Origin of the sequence: Sulfitobacter sp. HNIBRBA3233, from assembly GCF_040149665.1 — a bacterium.
GTDB classification, from domain to species: Bacteria; Pseudomonadota; Alphaproteobacteria; order Rhodobacterales; family Rhodobacteraceae; genus Sulfitobacter; species Sulfitobacter marinivivus.
This window is the reverse complement of record NZ_JBEFLP010000003.1, coordinates 140638-158528: the sequence shown is the minus strand read 5'-3', so window position 1 is coordinate 158528 and position 17891 is coordinate 140638. Positions and strand designations below refer to the sequence as shown.

General features: G+C 59.5%; 18 protein-coding genes and 3 pseudogenes. 3 read left to right on the top strand and 18 right to left on the bottom strand.

Annotated features, from left to right (window positions below; genetic code table 11):
- Window positions 1-312 (bottom strand): annotated as a pseudogene (locus tag ABMC89_RS16730) (hypothetical protein); the annotation flags it as partial.
- A gap of 765 nt (window positions 313-1077) precedes the next feature.
- Between ABMC89_RS16730 and ABMC89_RS16725 the strand changes: the two are divergent.
- Window positions 1078-2934: a PAS domain-containing sensor histidine kinase gene (locus tag ABMC89_RS16725; RefSeq protein WP_349569926.1), complete on the top strand. Its 1857-nt coding sequence runs from the start codon at window positions 1078-1080 to the stop codon at window positions 2932-2934.
- A 173-nt stretch (window positions 2935-3107) separates the two neighbouring features.
- Here ABMC89_RS16725 and ABMC89_RS16720 read toward each other — a convergent pair.
- Window positions 3108-3458: pseudogene (locus ABMC89_RS16720) on the bottom strand (tyrosine-type recombinase/integrase); the annotation flags it as partial.
- A 60-nt stretch (window positions 3459-3518) separates the two neighbouring features.
- Between ABMC89_RS16720 and ABMC89_RS16715 the strand changes: the two are divergent.
- Window positions 3519-4660, top strand: a protein-coding gene (locus ABMC89_RS16715) for an IS3 family transposase (protein ID WP_439655672.1) whose coding sequence is annotated in 2 segments (ribosomal slippage) — window positions 3519-3759 and window positions 3759-4660 — 1143 coding nt in all. Because the reading frame shifts where the segments join, the coding sequence is not laid out codon by codon here.
- Between the two features lie 18 nt (window positions 4661-4678).
- On the opposite strand, the pseudogene ABMC89_RS16710 reads toward ABMC89_RS16715, so the two are convergent.
- Window positions 4679-4927 (bottom strand): annotated as a pseudogene (locus ABMC89_RS16710) (integrase); the annotation flags it as partial.
- Window positions 4928-5217: 290 nt separating this feature from the next.
- Between ABMC89_RS16710 and ABMC89_RS16705 the strand changes: the two are divergent.
- A complete protein-coding gene (locus tag ABMC89_RS16705) occupies window positions 5218-6189 on the top strand; it encodes an MBL fold metallo-hydrolase (protein WP_349569922.1) in 972 nt (323 codons plus the stop codon).
- A 323-nt stretch (window positions 6190-6512) separates the two neighbouring features.
- Here ABMC89_RS16705 and ABMC89_RS16700 read toward each other — a convergent pair whose 3' ends face one another.
- The 15 genes from ABMC89_RS16700 to ABMC89_RS16630 are packed head-to-tail and all read right to left on the bottom strand — an operon-like array spanning window position 6513 to window position 17853.
- Window positions 6513-6728 (bottom strand): hypothetical protein, encoded by a 216-nt coding sequence (locus ABMC89_RS16700; RefSeq protein WP_349569920.1) that lies wholly within the window; start codon window positions 6726-6728, stop codon window positions 6513-6515.
- A 39-nt stretch (window positions 6729-6767) separates the two neighbouring features.
- Window positions 6768-7844: a TrbL/VirB6 family protein gene (locus ABMC89_RS16695; protein WP_349569918.1), complete on the bottom strand. Its 1077-nt coding sequence runs from the start codon at window positions 7842-7844 to the stop codon at window positions 6768-6770.
- Between the two features lie 12 nt (window positions 7845-7856).
- Window positions 7857-8267 (bottom strand): hypothetical protein, encoded by a 411-nt coding sequence (locus tag ABMC89_RS16690; RefSeq protein WP_349569916.1) that lies wholly within the window; start codon window positions 8265-8267, stop codon window positions 7857-7859.
- Window positions 8264-8458, bottom strand: a complete 195-nt coding sequence (locus ABMC89_RS16685; RefSeq protein WP_012187154.1) for a DUF4177 domain-containing protein — start codon at window positions 8456-8458, stop codon at window positions 8264-8266. Before ABMC89_RS16685 ends, ABMC89_RS16690 begins: the two co-directional genes overlap by 4 nt.
- Window positions 8455-9441, bottom strand: coding sequence for an ATPase, T2SS/T4P/T4SS family (locus tag ABMC89_RS16680; RefSeq protein WP_090524994.1), 987 nt, complete (start codon window positions 9439-9441; stop codon window positions 8455-8457). The genes ABMC89_RS16685 and ABMC89_RS16680 overlap by 4 nt, the downstream gene beginning before the upstream one ends.
- 4 nt (window positions 9442-9445) lie before the next feature.
- Window positions 9446-10825 (bottom strand): TraB/TrbI/VirB10 family type IV secretion system protein, encoded by a 1380-nt coding sequence (locus tag ABMC89_RS16675; RefSeq protein WP_349569914.1) that lies wholly within the window; start codon window positions 10823-10825, stop codon window positions 9446-9448.
- The gene (locus ABMC89_RS16670; protein WP_349569912.1) at window positions 10822-11517 is read right to left on the bottom strand and encodes a TrbG/VirB9 family P-type conjugative transfer protein; all 696 of its coding nucleotides are present in this window, start codon (window positions 11515-11517) and stop codon (window positions 10822-10824) included. The genes ABMC89_RS16675 and ABMC89_RS16670 overlap by 4 nt, the downstream gene beginning before the upstream one ends.
- A 2-nt stretch (window positions 11518-11519) precedes the next feature.
- The gene (locus tag ABMC89_RS16665; protein ID WP_076981280.1) at window positions 11520-12173 is read right to left on the bottom strand and encodes a VirB8 family type IV secretion system protein; all 654 of its coding nucleotides are present in this window, start codon (window positions 12171-12173) and stop codon (window positions 11520-11522) included.
- Window positions 12174-12189: 16 nt separating this feature from the next.
- The gene (locus ABMC89_RS16660; RefSeq protein ID WP_114293403.1) at window positions 12190-12999 is read right to left on the bottom strand and encodes a type IV secretion system protein; all 810 of its coding nucleotides are present in this window, start codon (window positions 12997-12999) and stop codon (window positions 12190-12192) included.
- Window positions 12999-14153, bottom strand: coding sequence for a lytic transglycosylase domain-containing protein (locus ABMC89_RS16655; RefSeq protein ID WP_348484019.1), 1155 nt, complete (start codon window positions 14151-14153; stop codon window positions 12999-13001). Before ABMC89_RS16655 ends, ABMC89_RS16660 begins: the two co-directional genes overlap by 1 nt.
- Window positions 14143-14310 carry a hypothetical protein gene (locus tag ABMC89_RS16650; protein WP_348484020.1) on the bottom strand — a complete coding sequence of 56 codons (168 nt, stop codon included), beginning with the start codon at window positions 14308-14310 and terminating at the stop codon, window positions 14143-14145. The genes ABMC89_RS16655 and ABMC89_RS16650 overlap by 11 nt, the downstream gene beginning before the upstream one ends.
- Window positions 14307-16682: a VirB4 family type IV secretion/conjugal transfer ATPase gene (locus ABMC89_RS16645; RefSeq protein ID WP_348484021.1), complete on the bottom strand. Its 2376-nt coding sequence runs from the start codon at window positions 16680-16682 to the stop codon at window positions 14307-14309. The genes ABMC89_RS16650 and ABMC89_RS16645 overlap by 4 nt, the downstream gene beginning before the upstream one ends.
- Complete coding sequence (locus ABMC89_RS16640; RefSeq protein WP_009808059.1) at window positions 16672-16950, bottom strand: VirB3 family type IV secretion system protein; 279 nt, start codon at window positions 16948-16950, stop codon at window positions 16672-16674. The genes ABMC89_RS16645 and ABMC89_RS16640 overlap by 11 nt, the downstream gene beginning before the upstream one ends.
- The gene (locus tag ABMC89_RS16635) at window positions 16943-17236 is read right to left on the bottom strand and encodes a TrbC/VirB2 family protein (RefSeq protein WP_009808058.1); all 294 of its coding nucleotides are present in this window, start codon (window positions 17234-17236) and stop codon (window positions 16943-16945) included. Before ABMC89_RS16635 ends, ABMC89_RS16640 begins: the two co-directional genes overlap by 8 nt.
- Entirely contained in the window at window positions 17233-17853 is a 621-nt protein-coding gene (locus ABMC89_RS16630) for a lytic transglycosylase domain-containing protein (RefSeq protein ID WP_349569908.1), read from the bottom strand. Before ABMC89_RS16630 ends, ABMC89_RS16635 begins: the two co-directional genes overlap by 4 nt.
- Between the last annotated feature and the right edge of the window lie 38 nt (window positions 17854-17891).

Genomic DNA, 17891 nt, shown 5'->3' with positions numbered 1-17891 from the left:
GTCGCCCTCGGTCAGGAAGCTTTCCTTGTCTTCGCCTTCGGGCCCCAGACCCGGTTCGCTGATCTGGTCTGCCGTGTCCCACTGGATTTTTTCGCCCTCAAAGGTGGTGCCGCCCCCGTTCATGTTAAGCGGGCCCGAAAGCGATTCACTGGTGCCGGTCATGTCGTCATCGGCATAGTAGACGGCGTTGACGTCCATTTGCCCTTCGTTCACGAGAATGTCGGCGAAGAATGCACCGTCTTGCTCGTAAACCGTTACCGTGTAGGACAATCCTTCGACGACATAGTTGAAAACCTTGGTCTCATTCTCCATGAGATATCTCCTTGTTAAAACTTAAGCGCGCGCAGAAGGATTTGTGCGCAAGATTTTAATACTCAGGTGACAAGCAAGCCGTGATGTTACCTTAATGCCTGCCATGCTGTTTGGATCTTATCACCGGTGACACAATTTGTCTTTAAATAGATTGGAAACAGTCGGTTTCTTGTCAGGATATGTACGGAATTGTGGCGCGCTTCATGATGCTGAACTTGGAGTGCCCCAATGAACTGGTCAGACTTTTGGAATAGGATTTTTCCTATTTTCAGGAGAAAATTAGATTGACCTGAAACCCGTCTCTTCTTCCATTTTGATAAAGAGTCCGCTTTTAACAAGTGAGGCCCGGACAGTCAGCGCTCCAACCGCCGGCTCCTGTCTTTGATCGCATGCCTTGATCCGCGCTTTTTAAAAAGTCGTAAAGTTCCAGAGACTGTGTAAGGGTAAGAACATGATCCTCACGGTCGTTGCCAGCCAGTGCGGCCTGGATTTTATTCATTGTGGATTTGCACTTCAACACCCAGTAGGTTGGCGCCGTTCGTCCCTATCCCCGTTACATGGTGTGAGCGAGAGCGCTCGAGTGGTGCTCAATATCCTCACCGATAAGTGGCCTTTAAGCTAATGAGTCAAAAGTATAGTGCGACTCCGCCGTCGCATGTATCACTTAGTATCAATTGAATTGAGACGCTGCGGCTGTAGTAGGTTAACGCGCGCACGTCTTAGGTTTGGTTGCTTACTAAGAGATGTGAGGTGCAACTTTCCTTGATGAACGATCACACACTTTGGGCAGAGCAATTCGAAGCTGGGACGATGTTCCAAGCAATGGTAGAAAATTGCCCTTTTGGCGTTTGGGTCATCGATTCGAATGGTTGGGTCGCTTTCTGTAATCGAGGTGCTGAAAAACTGCTGTCGCAAGGATCAGTAAAATCGATTGGAGGCTGTATCTCAGATCACTTACCTAACTTCTCCTTTTCAGACGGAAAACTCAGTTATTCCGGTGTCGAAATCGGTGAATTTCAGAATATCATCTTACTGCCTTCAAGCGAAGAACTGCGTTATGGAGAAGTAAGCTTGAGCGGTTTCGAAGACGCGGGAGGTCAGCAATTCACGATAGTAACCGTTCATGACGTCACGAGCCAAATTAAGGCTTGGTATGCGCTGAGGGATCAGTCAGAACGCTGGAATTTAGCGCTTGAGGGAAGCCAAATTGGTGTTTTCGAATCCGACTTACGAACAGGTTCGGGTCGCGCGTCCGATGTTTGGTATCAGCTTCTCGGAATCATCGATACAGACGACAAAGATTCTGATCGCGAGTGGCGGGAGCGTATTCACCCGGACGATCGAGAAAAGGTCGAAGCGCTCGATGCAGAATGCATTGCCGGACGAGTCGAACGCTCGGAAGCGAAGTTCCGGATGCGGGTCGGTGATGACGATTGGCGCTGGATGCGCTCCATACTCAGGGTGACTGAACAAGATGAACAGGGCAATCCCGTCCGCGTTCTCGGCACGATGATCGACATCACTCCTCTCGAAACCGCTCTGGAAATTGCGGAATCGCGGAGAGCAGGCCTGGAAATGTTGGTGGAAAACGCACCGGTTGCGATGGCGGTGTTGTCAATTGACGGATCTTTCATGCTTCATAATGACGCCTGTGACGAGATTTTCGGGTATACCCCAGGGCAACTTGAACAAAAAAATGCTTGGCAGCTTTCCGGGGAAGAGACACTTGGCAATCTCAGGGGCGAGTTCGAACGTCTTCTGGCTTCAAGTGTCAGCATTTCAAAGATCGAGGAAAAATACACTCGGCCGAACGGCGAAAACATAGACATATCCATCCGCGTATCAATCTACCGCCGAAAGACCCGCTCGGAAAGTCGGTTAATTGTCCAGATGGTGGACATTACGGAGGCCAAGCGGCTCGAGGCCTTGAAAAACGACTTTGTTGCCACCGTCAGTCACGAGTTGCGAACGCCGTTAGCATCGGTCCATGGAGCTTTGCGCCTTCTTTCAGAATTGATCAATAAAAATGGCTCCGAGCAGATTGCAAAATTGTTGAACGTGGCCAACCGGAATAGCCAACGGCTGACACATGTTGTGAATGATTTGCTCGACTTCCAGAAGCTGACTTCAGGGCACTTTTCGGTCGAGCTCACAGATGTTGATGCCGTGGAGATCGTCCGCCAGACTGTTTTCGATAGTGAGACCTTTGCGGAACAGTTCGATGTTTCGTTAATAGTCGATGCGCCAAATTTCCCCGTCTTGATTCATGCAGATGCACAGCGTGTACAACAGGTAATAACCAACCTGCTTTCGAACGCCTCAAAATTTGCTACTCGTGGAACAAAGGTCGAAATCAAAGCTAGCATCGATGATGGAGCTTTCGTTTTTTCCGTGACAAATAGTGGCCGCGGCATTTCCCCTAAGTTTGGCAAGCGCCTTTTCGAACCTTTTTCTCAGCAGGCAGAGCATTTGACGCGTGACCGAGATGGCACTGGTCTTGGACTGGCTATTTGCAAACAACTTGTTGAGATGATGGGGGGTGAAATTGGTTACGCTTCAGAGCTTGATGTTCAGACGACATTCTGGGTTAGGTTTCCGATAATTTCGTTTGGTGAGAGGTAAGCAAACGAGACAAAATTCAAGTCTGCGAACTGAGCAGCTACGATTCTGCCGGGTGTATCTATCTGAAGGTAATTTCGATGCGGATTGGCACTCATCTAAGGCGACCTGCAGAACTTCGCTGCGACGCGGACTAAAGACCGCTTTGGGCCGTCCTTGAAGACGGCCCAAAGCCTTTAGATTTCTATGGATTCGGCGATAGCCAGCGCATCATCAAGCTCGACGCCAAGGTATCTGACGGTGCTGTCCATCTTGGTATGGCCCAACAACAGCTGGACTGCCCGAAGGTTGCCCGTCTTCTTGTAGATTTGGGTCACCTTCGTTCGTCTCATCGAGTGCGTGCCATAGGCGCTGGCCTCCAGACCAATGGATTTCACCCACTCACGAACAACACCCGCGTACTGGCGAGGCGATATGTGAAGCCGTTCGTGAAAACGCCCGGGCCAAAGGTACTCGGAGCCGACCATGAGCGGCTCCCGCATCTACTTTTCGAGCGATGCCCGCGTGCCTTCTGAGATTTCGAAGCGGTGAATAGCCCCGTGTATCGTGGACGCCTTCTTTGCTAACTTTGAGGCAAGGAGGCCATGATGAGCAGCACCAAGTTCAGCGACGATTTCAAGAGAGACGCGGTCGCGCAAATCACGGAGAGGGGCTACCCGGTCAGGGAGGTGGCTGAGCGTCTGGGCGTTAGCCAATACTCGCTCTACTCCTGGAAGAAGAAGTTCGCAAAGGCGTCATTGGGAGAGGCGGAGAAGGACACGGAGATCCGTCGGCTCAAGCGTGAACTCCTGAGAGTGACGGAGGAGCGGGATATCCTAAAAAAGGCGACCGCGTATTTCGCCAGGGATGCAAAGTGAGATACGCGTTCGTGGCCGAGCATCGCGGACAGTTCTCTGTCAGGGCCATGTGCCGTTGCCTGCGCATACAGCCGAGCGGGTTCTACGCGTGGCTGAAGGCACCGCTGAGTAAGCGAACTCAAGAAGACAAGCGGCAGACCGAGATGCTGAAGGAGGCGTGGATGGAAAGCGGCAAGGTCTACGGCCACCGCAAGCTGCATGACGACCTTCTCGAGCAGGGCGAAAGCGTCTGCTTGAACCGTGTTGCCCGCCTAACGAAGCTCGCCGGCATCAAGGCGCAGATCGGCTACAAACGCCGACCGGGAAAATATGGCGGGAAGCCTTCGGTGGTCGTCGACAACACGCTCGACCGGCAGTTCGACGTGGCGACACAGGATAAGGCTTGGGTGACCGACATCACCTACATCCGCACGCAGGAAGGCTTCGCCTATCTTGCCGTGGTCATCGATCTGTTCTCGCGCCGTGTCGTAGGCTGGGCGATGCAGAGCCGCCAAACGACAGACGTTGTCCTGCAAGCGCTGCTGATGGCGACATGGCGGAGAAAGCCCAAGGGGAAGGTTCTGATCCATTCGGAACAGGGCAGCCAATTCACCAGCATGGACTGGGCCGCGTTCCGTCAGGCACACTATCTGGAGCATTCTATGAGCCGCCGCGGAAACTGCCATGACAACGCGGTTGCGGAGAGCTTCTTCAACCTGCTGAAGCGAGAGCGGATCAGGCGACGGACCTACCGAACACGCGAAGAGGCCAGACAGGATGTGTTCGACTACATCGAGATGTTCTACAACTCGAAGCGCAAACACGCCCGGAACGGAATGCTGTCGCCGGTCGACTTCGAGCGGCAGCAGAAACTGAGACACGAAGGCGTCTAAGAAACGCGGGGCTATTCACTGGGTCTTGCTCTGCAGAACCGAAGCGCGTTCCTTAATTTGGCCTGACGCCATTACATCGACCACCTTCATCTTCACCAGACCGCAGCCCCGCAGCTTGCTGTCGATGGCAAGATTGAAGAGGACGAGATCACGATGGTTTTCAACAAGGTCCAGCCGCACCCTGATTGCCCAGACGTGTTTGGGCTTGAGTGGCCTCTTCTGGCCAACGATCCGGCCTTTGTTCCAGGCTGGATGCAGTGCACGAATGGCGGGTAAGTTTGGTGTTTACATGATAGATCCTCCGATCCAGCACACCCTCCTTCATCGACAACCCGACGTTGACAATACATCATATTACATGATGCTGCGCTGCATCCGGGGTCGGCTTCGAGCCCGAGTTGTGGTTTGCCGCAAATCCGTAAGATGTCCGCTGTTCGTCCGAGGGCCGTTGGTCTGTCTATGCTCTCGGTGGGTGGTCATCTGAAATTTAGACCTATTTGATTGAAAGCATACGATACGCAGAATTGAAGTTCTGCATATGAAACAAGGAATAACTCATGACTTCTTTCGATCTTTCGCGCCGTGGATTGATACTGGGCGCCGCGGGTGGGGCCGCCCTTCTTGCCGCCGGACGCCCACTGCCCCTGCTGGCCGCAGCTCACGCAACAGCACCACTCCCAACCTTCTATGATCGTATGGTCGGCAATCTGCGCGTGACGACATTGCTGGACGGGTATTTCAAGCTCGATCAGAATCTTGTGACGAACCTCGGGGACGAGGAAATCGCGGAAGGAATGCAGGCGGCCTATCTTGACCCCGCGAATCCGATTCCGCTCGCAATCAGTACTCACGTCATTCGCCAAGGAGACCAGGTTAGCTTGGTTGATGCTGGTGCGGGCGGTGCCTTTGGACCAACAGCAGGCAGGTTGCGCACATCGCTGGAGTTGCTTGGCGTTGCGCCTGAAGACGTGACGCGCATTGTGTTGACTCACATGCACCCGGATCACATCGGGGGACTGATCGGAGATAATGGCCCGGTCTTCCCGAATGCATCGTTGCATGTCAGCGAAGTCGATCATGCCTTCTGGACGGATGAGACGATCGCATCGGGTGCGCCGGAGTCTTCGCAAGGTTTCTTTGCCCTGGCACGTGCTGTCAGCGAGGCCTACACTCAGCGGACTGAAATGTTTGGCGACAATACCGATCTTGGTGGCGGCCTTATCACTATGGCAATGCCGGGGCATACGCCGGGACACAGTGGGGTCCGTTTGTCGGATGGCTCTGATCAGTTGATCATATGGGGAGACAGCACCGCTGTGGCGTCGCTGCAATTCAGCCACCCTGATGCAGGTATCGCCTTTGACGCAGATGGCGTTCAGGCCGCCGAGACGCGCCGCCGTGTCTTGGATATGGTGGTTGCCGACAAGATCGCCGTTGCGGGCACCCATTTGCCGTTCCCTGGTATCGGTCATGTCGAAGAAAAAGACGGGGCCTACGCTTGGGTTCCAGAAGAGTGGCAGCACATATAAAGCAGTCGTCCCGCCAAGCTGAGAGCTGGTCGCGGATTTTCGGACTGGTTGTTACACTTAGGTAGCTACTAAAGCACCTAGACGAAGGTCACGAACCGGACACGCTACGCCTGCTGAATGGCGCTGTCGGACCAATTCCAAGTTGTCCGACAGCGCTACTAGGGCGACATCATGCTGACAACCCGCGCGATTGGTCCCGAAGGGTTCGGGCACGAGAAAATGCCCTGTCAGAGATGTCAGATTTTTCAAGTTCACGAAAACAAGGCACCACATTGCGCCGCCCTTCTTTGATCCAGCCTGGATTTTCGTCATCCCATCGGATCTTAATGAGGTGTAGAGGGCCGTGCCTGGGATCTTGTCATCGCCTTGATCTTTTCTTTTTGAGCCGGTTGCATATTGGCGAGGAAATCATTGGCATTGTCATTGCCGAAGCGGACAATCGAATTGGTGACGCGAACCGCAGCTTTGTCCGCAAAGCCGCCATCGGACCATCGAAAATGCTGCAAGATGCACGAATGGCAGGAATGCGAAAGCTGCACTGCGGCGTCATTAGTCCCCCCAATGGCAGGTCTGGGCCGTCACCGTCGCCCAAGCCGTCCCAGTCTCGCCAGCTGCGCCAGCATTTTTGATCCCGAGTCTGCGGATCCTGTGCCGCCTCCGGAACCCGTCTGTCCCATGCCTTGCCGCACTGGCATTTGCTGTACGCCAAAGAACTGCCGCGCCCTGAGAGCTGCGTATTCTGCGCCACTGGCCCCGCCGATGAGGTAGCGATTGTAGGCCTGCTGGCTTCCCATGGCGGCGCGGGCAAAGCTGTAGCCGCCGCCGAGGCCACCGGAGAGGGCGGGCATCATGATGTTGCCGGAGATCGCGCGGACAATGAAGGGTGTTGCGATAATGAAGCCCTTGGCCATGAGGACCATCATGAAGAAGGGGATCAGTGAGCCGATGTTTGAGGCCCCTTCGGGATCGCCTAGTTCACCGATGAGCGCGGAGGAAACGCCTGTGATCGTTGCAAACACGCCTGCGACGACAATGGGGTAGAGCGCAAAGGAAATCAGCGCCGACAGCCAGCGCGCGAAATAGTCCTTGGTCACTTCGAAGAGGGTCAGGAAAATCATCACCGGGGCGATCCCGATCAGAAGCGCGATCATCAGTCGGGAGGCCACGAGGATGAAGGCGGCCAGTCCGCCGAGGATCGAGAGCAGAAGAACACCGACGATGTCGAGCATGGCGCCGGCCATCCAGTTCAGCTCGGACCCGGCAGCGTTCAGATAGTCGCCCAGTTCCGCGATCAGGCGGTCGAATTCTTCAGCGAAAGTTCCAGAGGGCCCCGGACTGCCGCCGCCGACCGAGGCCACCAGCGCGCCCGCGATACTGTCGATCCCATAGAGAATGGCAGATGAGAACGCGTTGAACTGCATCCAATTGGTCGCGAATATCCCGATGAGCCCGATCTTGACCGCGAGCCAGAAGGCTGTGTGCCCATCCATGGCCCGATATTGATAGATCATGTTGATGCCGACGAGGATCACCACCAGCGTTGTCCCCAAAACCAGGAGCGTGCCGACTGTTTCCGCAACCGCACCAAACTGGGTTTCGGCAGCGGTGTCGAGATAGGCCTGGGAGGTTTCAACGAAGTAGGTGACGACACTCATCGCGGGGCTGCCTTACCAATTGCCTGCGGCGTCGCAGATGGCCTTGGCGGCACTTCGTGCGGCGTTGGCGCGGCGGTTGTAGCCATCCGAGGCTTCGAGCATTTCCCACCGTTCGTTGCTCGCGTATTTTTCCCGAAACACAGCCTCGGCAGCGTCCCAGGACGGGAACCGGGTCTCGCAGGCGCAGCTGACGGTCTCGACAATCCGCTCGAGGTTCTGGGCGCGGTAGATGTCTTGAACCAACACGCGCTGATAGGCTTGGCGCAGGGGGATCTCCTGCATCCACACGGGTTCAGCGGGCCGGTCTGGACAGACGTTGAAACTGCGCTCGAGGGTCGGCACCAGGTTGCGCTCGGCAACGGCGAAGGTAGGCGTCAGGCTTAGGGCCAGCGCGGCCAAGGCGAGGTGCTGCGCCTGCCTCATGCCGTGGCTCCGGCTGGTGTGGTCTCACGCTTCAGGAAAACGGTGTGCCCGATATTGGCGAATTCCGAAGTGCTGATCGACACCACCTCCCACCCGTCTGCGCCCTTCTCGTTCAGGCTGGCCTGCATGTCGGAGAGGCTGGTCTTGCGGGTCATGGGAAAGGACAGGATATTGTATTCAAACGTCTTCATGGAGAAGTTCCAATCTCAGTTGCGCCGGGGAGGTAGAATTCTGTGATGCCGCGTTTGCCGTCATGGCGGCCGGCCTGGATGATCACGTCGATGGAGTTCTCGATGTACTGGATCATGTCGGCATAGGTCATCGGGATTTCGGTTTTGAGTGCTGCGATCGCAAGCCGCTGCACGGCCAGTTGCGGGGTTTCGGCATGCAACGTGGTCATGGAGCCGCCATGGCCGGTGTTGATGGCTTCCAGAAAGGTCATGGCCTCCTTGCCACGCACCTCGCCCAGGATGATCCGGTCGGGGCGCATGCGCAGCGTGGCGGTGAGAAGCACATCGGCGGTCTGGAATTCTGCGTCGCGATTGGCGATGAGGGTCACGGCATTGGGCTGGGTCGGCAGAAGCTCGGCCGCTTCCTCGATGGTAACGATGCGTTCCTCGGCCGGCACATGGGCGAGGATCTTGCGCGCGGCCACGGTCTTGCCGGTGGAGGTGCCGCCCGAGACGATCATGTTGAGCTTGTTCTCGACGCAAAATGCCAGCGCATCATCGATCACGCCCGCGGCCACGACGGCGCGCAAGGCGCGCTTCTTTTCCACGCGCAGGTCTTCGAGCTTTCGCTCCTTTCCGTAGAGGAAATCGAGCGCAATGCCCTCGAGTGGCAGGCTTGAGAAGAACCGCAGGCTGATCGACATGGCCGAGAGCACGGCGGGCGGGGTGATGACCTGTGCGCGGATCGGGCGCCCCTTATAGGTGATCGAGACCGAGACGATGGGGCGGTCCTTGCTCATCGTGGTATTGGCCGAGGAGGCGATCTGGTTGCCGAGGTCCCTGACCTGAACGCCCGTCAGCCTCTGGTCCAGCGCGCGCATGAAGTGATCACCCTGGAATTCGCCCCAGCAGGTCCCGTCTGGATTGATGCAAATCTCGATGACATCGTCGCGGGCGGCGGCGTCGATCCGGTCGAGCGAGGTTTCAAGATAGCTCAGCGACATGGGCTCAGAATATCTCCAGATCGCGGTCGACCATGACAGTGACGCGCGCGCCCTGGTCGACATAGATGACGGGGCCGATGGAGAGGTAATCGCCTATGACGCTGTCCGTGGCATCTGCCAGATCATCGCCAACGTCTTCGAGAACGTCGGCGGCAGTCTCATCCTGGACCTCGGAGGCGGCGGCACTTGGTGCCGCGGAAATCAGCGAGATCAAGGCGGCCGACCCGAAACGCTCGGCGAAGCGTGTGTCCACGAAACCCGTGACGCCAGAACGGCCCAGTTCATCACCCCCGAATGAACTGATCTGGACGGTCTGGTTGTCGGGCAGGATGATCCGGTCCCAGGCAATCGTGACGCGGCGCTGCGCGATATCGACGCCGGCGCGGTAGCGCCCGATGAGGCGGGATCCGCGGGGGATCAAGAGGCGCGCGCCATCGACGCTGTAGACATCCTCGGACACCACGGCACGGGTCTGGCCGGGCAGGGAGCTGTCAAGGGCGGTTTCCATGACGGCCTGGATCATGGTGCCCTGTAGAATCGTGTTGGAGGGATTGGCGATCACCTCGGCCTGCGTCACGGTGGAGGGCAACGCACCGTTCAGCACGAAATCCGTCACCTCGCCAAAAGTGCGTTCGGTCAGAGCCGTTTCATTCGCTCCGGAGGCACCACCAAAAGCGATGGTGGGAGAGGCGATGCGCCGCTCCTGGAAGGCGCGTTCCTCCGCGGCGCGGCGCTCCAGCTCGGCCATGCGCCGGGCTTCTTCCTCGCGGCGCAGTCGCTCTTGCTCGCGTGCGCGCAGCTCATCTTCCGTGGGGCCCGGTGGCGCGGGTAGGGGTCGGCTGGCCTCGAGTTGGGCCAGTTCCAGATCCATGCGCAATTGCTCGAGGGTACGATCCCGGGCCGTTAGTTCGGCCTGGAACCGCTCCTGTGCGGCTTCCGAGGCGGCTTGCAGCGCCGCGATCTGGGCGGTCAGCGCGTCGATCGCCTCGGCCGCGGCGGTGTTGTCCTCGACGATCGCTTCGGGGGCGTTGCGCAATTCCTCGATCTGGGCCTGTAAGGCGCTGATCTGCGCCAGCAGCTCGGCATTGGGCTCGTCGGGGTCTGGTTCGACAAACACAACCTCGGGCTCGGGCGGGGGCAAGGTCTCGATAGCGCCAAAGCCGTCCCCCTCGTTTTGGAAGACGTCCGGGGTGGCCGTCGGCAAGGCTTCCTCTTCGTCGGGCTGTGAGAGGAGATAGAGCAGGGCACCACCCGCGCCGATGACGAGGACCACGATCAGCGCGAGAAAGGGCGACCGGCGCTGCGCCGCTATGGGCGCGCGGGCACTGCCTTTCTCAAGGGCGGCGAGGCGTTTTTCCAGCTCGGTGTTCTCAGTATCGCTCATGAGGCGGCCTCCGCGGGCGGGATCGCCTCGATGCAGACCACCTCTTCGCCAAGTCGCAGGACCCATTGGCGGTTTACGCCGCTGACGCGGATCACGCCGTCTTCAGGGGTTTGCGTGTTGACCGTGCGCTCGCGGCCGCCCGCGTAGCGGAAGATCGCTGGCACAGGTGCGTTCCGCGGAAACGCGAAATACGTAAACGTCCCGTCATCCCAGACACGGGTGGGGGTGAACTCGGTCCGCGCGCTGGCACCGTAATTATAGTTCGGCGCTTGGGCCGCGATGGTACGTGTGGGCCGTGCATTGTCGTCCGGAAAGCGGAACTGCACCACGTAGAAGGTCGGGCTGCGGACCTCCTCGACGTTGAAATAGTAGCTGCGCCTGTTCGTGTAGACGGTCACGTTGGTATGGACGCCGCGCGCGACGGGCTTGATCGCGAAGGCTTGACCACCCGGGACGCCGTCGATCTCAAACCCTTCCGTGTCGCCCGCGATGATCGAGCGGATGCTTTCGCCATCACCGAACTCGATGGTGGTCACATGGGTGAGCGAGACGTTGAGGCGGTAGACCTGGCCTTCCTGGTAAGTGGCCAAGCGCACGCGGTTGTCATTAGGACCACCGCGCGGGATGGCTTCGGCGGAGGCAAGGCCGGGCAACAGGGCAACCAGCAATATGAAAAGTCGAACAGGGAACAAATTCAATTCTCCAATCTGTCGGAGCGGATGGAATATTCGAGGACCGTGAAGCCGAATGGATTGGTCCAGACCTCGTCGATGGAGCGGCGGGTCTCGGGGCGGAACTCGAAGAGAAGGGTCGCGGTGAAGAGCCCGGTTTGGGTGCCGTTGATGGAGGTCAGACGCTTGCGCAGGCGGACCGTCGCGCGGTTGGTTCCGATCCGGTTGATGCTGAGGATTTCCACGTCGAGCCGGGCATTGGGGCCATAGACCGTCGGCGGGTAATTCTCGTTGGCGCTGTTCCAGATCTGGCGCAGCCCGCTCTCGGCAGCTCCGTCCGAGCGGCGCAGGACGCTGCGGATGCGCAGATCGTTGTCGAGCTGGTTATAGACCTCCCGGTCGGTCACATAGCGGAACACCTCCGCCTCGATGATCGCCTGGTTGGCGGTCACCGAGGAGGCGCCCACCGAGGCTTCGGGGAGTGCAAAGCCGGTGGCGGGATCATAGGGGACAACGACGGGGGGCGGGTCGACATCCAGGATCGAGACAGCTGCCGCGCTCAGACAGCCGATGATGCCGAAGACAAGGCCTATCAGGCCAAGACGCTGCCAAAGCCGTTCACGGCGCAGGGCACCATAGACCAGCTCTTCCTCGATGATCTCTTGTTCACTCGCCACGCGTCACACCCCGCACTCACTCGGCCCGCAGCTCGGGCAGCGTGAAATCCATGAAGCGCTGTTCTTCGGCGATGGTGGCGGCATCGATCACGCCTCCCGTGCCATCGCCCACGGTCTGGATGGCTTCGAGCTGCCATATAGCGACCAGCGCAATGGCGAGCTCCGCGGTCACGCGCGTGTTGAGATCGATGCTTTCCTTTAGTTCGTCCATGTCGTCGATGAGTCCGACAAGGCGGTCGACCCGCTCGAGCGATTGCCCGGCGTCCTCATAGCTGTTCTGGGCAGCGGCCGAGACGAGCGCGCCGGTCGTGGCTTGTGTTGCCACGCGGTTGGCCCCGGGATTGCCGCTCGTGGCCATTTCCGAGAGGGTGTCATCGTCAAATCCGAGATCGGCCAGCACCCGATCCATCTGGGTTTCGATCTCGCCTGCGCCGGAGCCCGAGAGGCCCGAGAAATCCCCAGTCTTGATCGCCTCAATCGTGGCGAAGATGTCCCCGAACTCTTGGTCGAGCAGACCGTTCAACTCGTCTTCCATTTCCGTCCGGATGATTTCTGGAAGCTCGGCGAGGCGGGTGAGGGCCTCGTAGGTTCTTTGCAGCTCCGCGAGTTGGTCCGTGAGAAGGCCGAGCTGTTCGCGGAGCTGCGTCAGCTGCTCGTTTTGCAGAATCTCGTCCTCGATCATCTGCCGGAGCTGCTGGATGTTTTGCGCGATGTTCTGGGTATCGACGACGGGCACGCCCTGCGCTGCGGCAGGGGAGAGGGCTCCCAGATGCAGGCCAATTCCAAGCGTTGTGGCCAAGGCCGCTCTCAGAAACTTCCGTCTCATCATTCAATCTCCCTGATCGTAAAATCCATGAACGCGCCTTCGGCCATGCGGGCGCTGGCCTGGGCCAGCTCTTCGGCGGAGAGCACGCGGGTGCGTGCCGCCTGAAGCCGGATGCGTGCAGCGACGAGGCGCACGAGTTCGGCACGGGCATAGGTGTTGAGTGCGATGCTTTCCTGCACGTCTTCAGTCTCGGAAATCCGTTCGACGATGTCGGAAATGCGCAGGGCGGCTTGGCGGATCGCGGCTGGTGAGTTGCTGCCATAAAAGGCCGCCCCATGACCCGTGAGCGAGAGGTTGGCATTGGCGAGAAGCGCCGGATCGATCGTGCCAAGCGCATCGATCCCGCCGATACGGCTTAGATAGAGATTGTAGCGTTCAGGGATGACCGACACGTAGTGCTGGGTCTCGCGGAAGGGTGGCACGCCGCCATACTCGAAAACCCGGCCGGGTCCGGCGTTATAGGCCGCGAGGGCGTTGATGATGTTGCCATCGAATGTGTTGAGCTGGGTCGCGAGATAGCGCGCGCCGCCATGCACCTGAAGGTAGGGGCTGTCATAGTATTCCGGGTTGATGCCCAGATCGCTGGCCGTCCCAGGCATGATCTGGGTGAGACCATAGGCGCCGACGGGAGACCGTGCCCCAATCGTAAACCGGCTTTCCTGCCAGATCAGCGCTTGCAGCAACGCGCGCCACTGGACGGGCGAGAGCCCTGCGCGGCCAACACCCGCAAAGCCGCTGGTCTCCTGAGCCACGCGGATGATGAGTTGCTCGATGGTCTCAGACGCATCCCCGAACATCTGCGCACCGCCACGATTGGGATCGATCTCGCCCGTGCCATAAACGGCTTCCACGGCGCGGTCGGGATCGCCGCTGCCGTTTTCTAGCCCCGAGACCATGGCGGGCAGTCCCTGACCGCCGAAGCTGGTCTGGGCATCGAGGATGCGTCGGAGGGTTTCCAGCTGCTCCCGTTCGATCTCGGCGATGAGTTCGCGCACTGCAAGCTTGTCGGCCTGAACAGCCAAGTCTGCCTCGCGATCGCCTGTCTCGACGATGTCACGCGCGGTCAGCCCACTGTCATTGGTCGGCACGCCTTGAGACAAGGCGAGACCGGGCAGCAGGCAAAACGCGAGGATATGAGGCAGGCTAGACTTCAACGTCGCCCTCCGGCGCGCCGAGCGGTGCGAAGTGGCAATCCTGGGCTGTCGCTGCCGTCGAGGCGAGAAAGGAAAAGCAATTGGCCTGCGGCTCCCGATACTGGGTGCAGGAGGCCAGCGCGCCGAGCGCAGCCAAAGCGACAAGAATACGGATCATGAAAGCCTCCAAAAATCTGGGCGGTCGCGGTAATCGGCGCCGACGAGCGCCTCGCCTTTCTCCATGCCGCCAAGGATGGTGAGTGTGGGACCAAGGGCGCTCAGATCGGCATCGACCACGATCGAGCCCTGATCGTCACGGATCAGCGCCAAGCGGCTGTTGCTGCCAGTGTTGAGAAGGACGTCGAGTTCCTTCTCCGTGAGGTTCAGCATGGCGTAGTCCGAGGCACTGGCGCGGATATTGGGCAGTAGGATCTGCGTCGGCACGGCCTCGACGATGGTCTTGCCGGTCCGGGTGCGCTCAAGCTGGCTTGCGTATTGCGTCATCATCACCGCGACGGTGTTCTGCTTGCGCGCTGTCACCAGCCAGTTCGACAGCCGCTCGGCGAAATACGCGTTGTCGAGCGCCTTCCAGGCTTCGTCGATCACGATGATGGTGGGGCGGCGGTCCTCGATCTCCCGCTCGACCCGCCGGAAGAGATAGGAGAGGACGGCCATCCGTTCCTTGTCGGCCTCGCTGTCGAGAATGCCGGTCAGATCGAAGCCCACCACATCGCCCTTGAGCGAGAAGGTGTCCTCGAGGCTCTGCCCGAAGATCCAGCCATAGCGGCCGTCCTCGGTCCATTCGAGCAGGCGCTGGTGCAGATCGCCGCCATCATCGGTGGAGACGAACAGCGATGCGAAATCCCGCCAGTTCCGCAAGGCGGGGTTGGTGGCCTGCGCGTTCTGGCGCACGACCTCCTGGATGCGGTTGGTCTGCGCCGGGGTCAGGGGTTTGTCGGCGCGGTAGAGCAGCGTTGTGAGCCAGTCCGAGAGCCAGGCGGTGCCGCGCGCATCGGTCTCGGTCCAGAGCGGATTGAGACCCGTGGGCTGGCCGGCGTTCAGGGACGCGTAGCGCCCGCCATTGGCGCGGACCGCCATCTCCATACCAAGACGGTAATCGAAGACGAAGATCCGCGCCCCTGCTCGACGGGCTTGGGTCATCAGGAAGGCGGACAGCACCGATTTGCCCGACCCGGGTCGTCCCATGATCAGGGTATGGCCGCTGGTCGGTTCTTTGTCGGGCGATCCCTGCTCGTGATAGGAAAACCGGTAGGCGCTCTGCTCCGGCGTGGGCAGATAGGTGATGACCCGGCCCCAGGGGGTAAGTGCTGCGGGTTTGCCGAGCTGCGTTCGGTGGAAGGCCGCGAAATCTGCAAAGTTGCGATTGGTGACGGCACTGGCGCGGACTCGCTTGGGCTGGTTGCCGGGGTGCTGGCTGAGGTAATGCGCCTTGGCCGCGACCCGCTCGCCAATCATTTTCACGCCCTCGGTCGCGGCGGCGTTCACGATTTCGGCGCTGAGCGTCTGCAGCTCTTCGAGCGTGTCGCAAAAGAGCGTCACGACCATATGATGCTCGCCGAAGCTCTGGCGCTTGGCCTCGAGATCATCGGCGGCGATGTCGAGGGCTTCCAGGAGCGAGAGGGCCGCGTCCTGGCTGGCCTGCATCTGGCGCTTTTGCCGCTTGATACGGCCCGCCATGAGGTTCGAATTGATCGGCGTGAAGGAATGGGTGACGATCATGTCGACCGGCAGGTTCAGCATGTCGAACATGGTGCAGGAGGTGCCTTCCGAGTATTCCCCGATGGTGAAACTCTTGCCGGAGCGATGCCCCACGACGCCTTCGGAGAGCTCGAAATGGTCTCCGTGAAACGTCACGCGGGTATTGGCGACGTTGAAGGACAAAAAGCCGTAGGTGTTTGCCGGGTAGAGCGGCAGCTCGGTGCCTGTGTTCAGCGCGCCCAGAAACCCCACCAATTCCCCCGATGCGGCCGACAGCAAGCGCGGCTTCAGCTCGGCGAGGCCAGACAGAAAGACGTTCACGGCCTCGCCCAGTCGCTGCAGGCGTTTGCGGGTTTCCTCTCTCAGGCGGTCCGGTGCGCTGCGGCTGAGGAACGGCAGGAGGCTTTTCGGGGGCGGGCGGTGAATGACGGTGAGCGTCAGTGTTTTGTCGCGGAGCCCGCTGGTCTCGAGTTTCGCGCGCCAGCGCCGGTCGACCTCGCCTGCAAAGCTGTCCCCACGAATTGGGTCCAGATCCGGTCTGATGGCCTTGGAGACCTTGTGGACGTAATAGCTGAATTCCGGCCCGAGCTGCGCGACGATGCGGGCAAAAAGTGCCGTCACCTTGTCGAGATAGGCATCGTCGGTCGTGTAGCTGTTGATCCCCTCGAGCCGGATGCAGCGGAAGAGCTCGTTGACCCGGGTGCGCACGGTCTGGTCGTCGACGAGGCTCACATAGGGCAGCATATGCGCAAGGCGGGTCTCGCGCGCATACCACTCTGGCGTCATCGTGCGGGGATCGAGCGCTGCATCACGGGCGTCATCACGGGGCATAGCTGTCCCCGCCGTGGATGGACCGGTTGCGCGTGGGCGGTGTCTCCTGCAGCGCCGTCATCATCACGTCGATGAAGCGCGGGTCCCAATCGGCGGCCTTCCAAAGCACCGGATAGAGCAGGGCCGCGACAGCCAGCACCGCGATATGCTGGACCCAGACGAACAGGAGCACCGAGCCAAAGAGCCAGACCATCGCGTACATGATGGGCAGGCCCAGAAGCTTCGGCGGGCGCACGAGCCCAAGAAAGAGGGGCGAGCGTTCAGCCACCGGCAAAGACCGCAGCAACAATCGTGGGGGCTGCCGCAACACCGGCGATGCCGACAAGCACCCAAAGCGCCTGGCGCAGATCGATGATGTTGAAGAACCAGCTGAGAAAGACCCCGAGAACGGCAAGCGTCGCGATGACAACGCCAAGTGGGCCGGTCAGCGCATCGACGATGCCCTGCAACAGGCTCTGGATCGGGGAGAGATCAATGCTCTGGGCGAGGGCGGGTTCGGCAATCAGCAGGAATAGCGCCAGCGAGGCGACAAAGAGGTGTGAAATCTGTTTCATGAATTTGATCCTTCCAATCGGGCCACGACGGCCATGACGCGGGCCACGTGGTTCTGGGTTTCTCGGTAAGGGGGAATGCCACCGTGTTGGCGCACGGCGTCCGGCCCCGCGTTGTAGGCCGCCAGCGCTAGATGCGGATCGCCGAACGTCTCCAGCATCATCGCGAGGTAGCGGGCGGAGCCGTCAAGGTTCTGCAGCGGATCACGCGGGTCGACGCCCAGATCACGCGCCGTCGCTGGCATCAATTGACCAAGGCCAATGGCACCGGCGCTCGAGATCGCGTCCTGCCGATAGGCGCTCTCCACCTCGATATTGGCGCGGTAAAGGCTCATCCAATCCGTGACGGATAGCTCTGCGCGCCGTAGGCCGGGATGGCTGGCATAGCGCAGGGCCGTTGCCTCGATGCCCGAGAGAACGTCTGCGCGGGGCAAGGGTGCTGGCTGGGCGAACGCTGCAAACCTCAGCGCGTCAGGTTTGGGCGCTGCTTCAGTCTCACCAAGAATGGCCAAACCATCGGACGCCGATCCCTGACCGATGCCGTCATTATAGTTCCGGGCAAAACCGCTCTGAGACCGGGATGGGGTCAGAGAGCCGTCGCTCTCCATGACCAGGACCATTTGCGCTGAGGCTGGCACGGCGACCAGCCAGAGACAGA

Coding starts and splice junctions, on each gene's coding strand:
- ABMC89_RS16705 (WP_349569922.1), top strand. CDS start 5,218: ATGACTTCTTTCGATCTTTCGCGCCGTGGATTGATACTGGGCGCCGCG.
- ABMC89_RS16685 (WP_012187154.1), bottom strand. CDS start 8,458: ATGAAGACGTTTGAATACAATATCCTGTCCTTTCCCATGACCCGCAAG.
- ABMC89_RS16675 (WP_349569914.1), bottom strand. CDS start 10,825: ATGAGCGATACTGAGAACACCGAGCTGGAAAAACGCCTCGCCGCCCTT.
- ABMC89_RS16695 (WP_349569918.1), bottom strand. CDS start 7,844: ATGAGTGTCGTCACCTACTTCGTTGAAACCTCCCAGGCCTATCTCGAC.
- ABMC89_RS16630 (WP_349569908.1), bottom strand. CDS start 17,853: ATGGTCCTGGTCATGGAGAGCGACGGCTCTCTGACCCCATCCCGGTCT.
- ABMC89_RS16635 (WP_009808058.1), bottom strand. CDS start 17,236: ATGAAACAGATTTCACACCTCTTTGTCGCCTCGCTGGCGCTATTCCTG.
- ABMC89_RS16725 (WP_349569926.1), top strand. CDS start 1,078: ATGAACGATCACACACTTTGGGCAGAGCAATTCGAAGCTGGGACGATG.
- ABMC89_RS16680 (WP_090524994.1), bottom strand. CDS start 9,441: ATGTCGCTGAGCTATCTTGAAACCTCGCTCGACCGGATCGACGCCGCC.
- ABMC89_RS16690 (WP_349569916.1), bottom strand. CDS start 8,267: ATGAGGCAGGCGCAGCACCTCGCCTTGGCCGCGCTGGCCCTAAGCCTG.
- ABMC89_RS16660 (WP_114293403.1), bottom strand. CDS start 12,999: ATGAGACGGAAGTTTCTGAGAGCGGCCTTGGCCACAACGCTTGGAATT.
- ABMC89_RS16650 (WP_348484020.1), bottom strand. CDS start 14,310: ATGATCCGTATTCTTGTCGCTTTGGCTGCGCTCGGCGCGCTGGCCTCC.
- ABMC89_RS16645 (WP_348484021.1), bottom strand. CDS start 16,682: ATGCCCCGTGATGACGCCCGTGATGCAGCGCTCGATCCCCGCACGATG.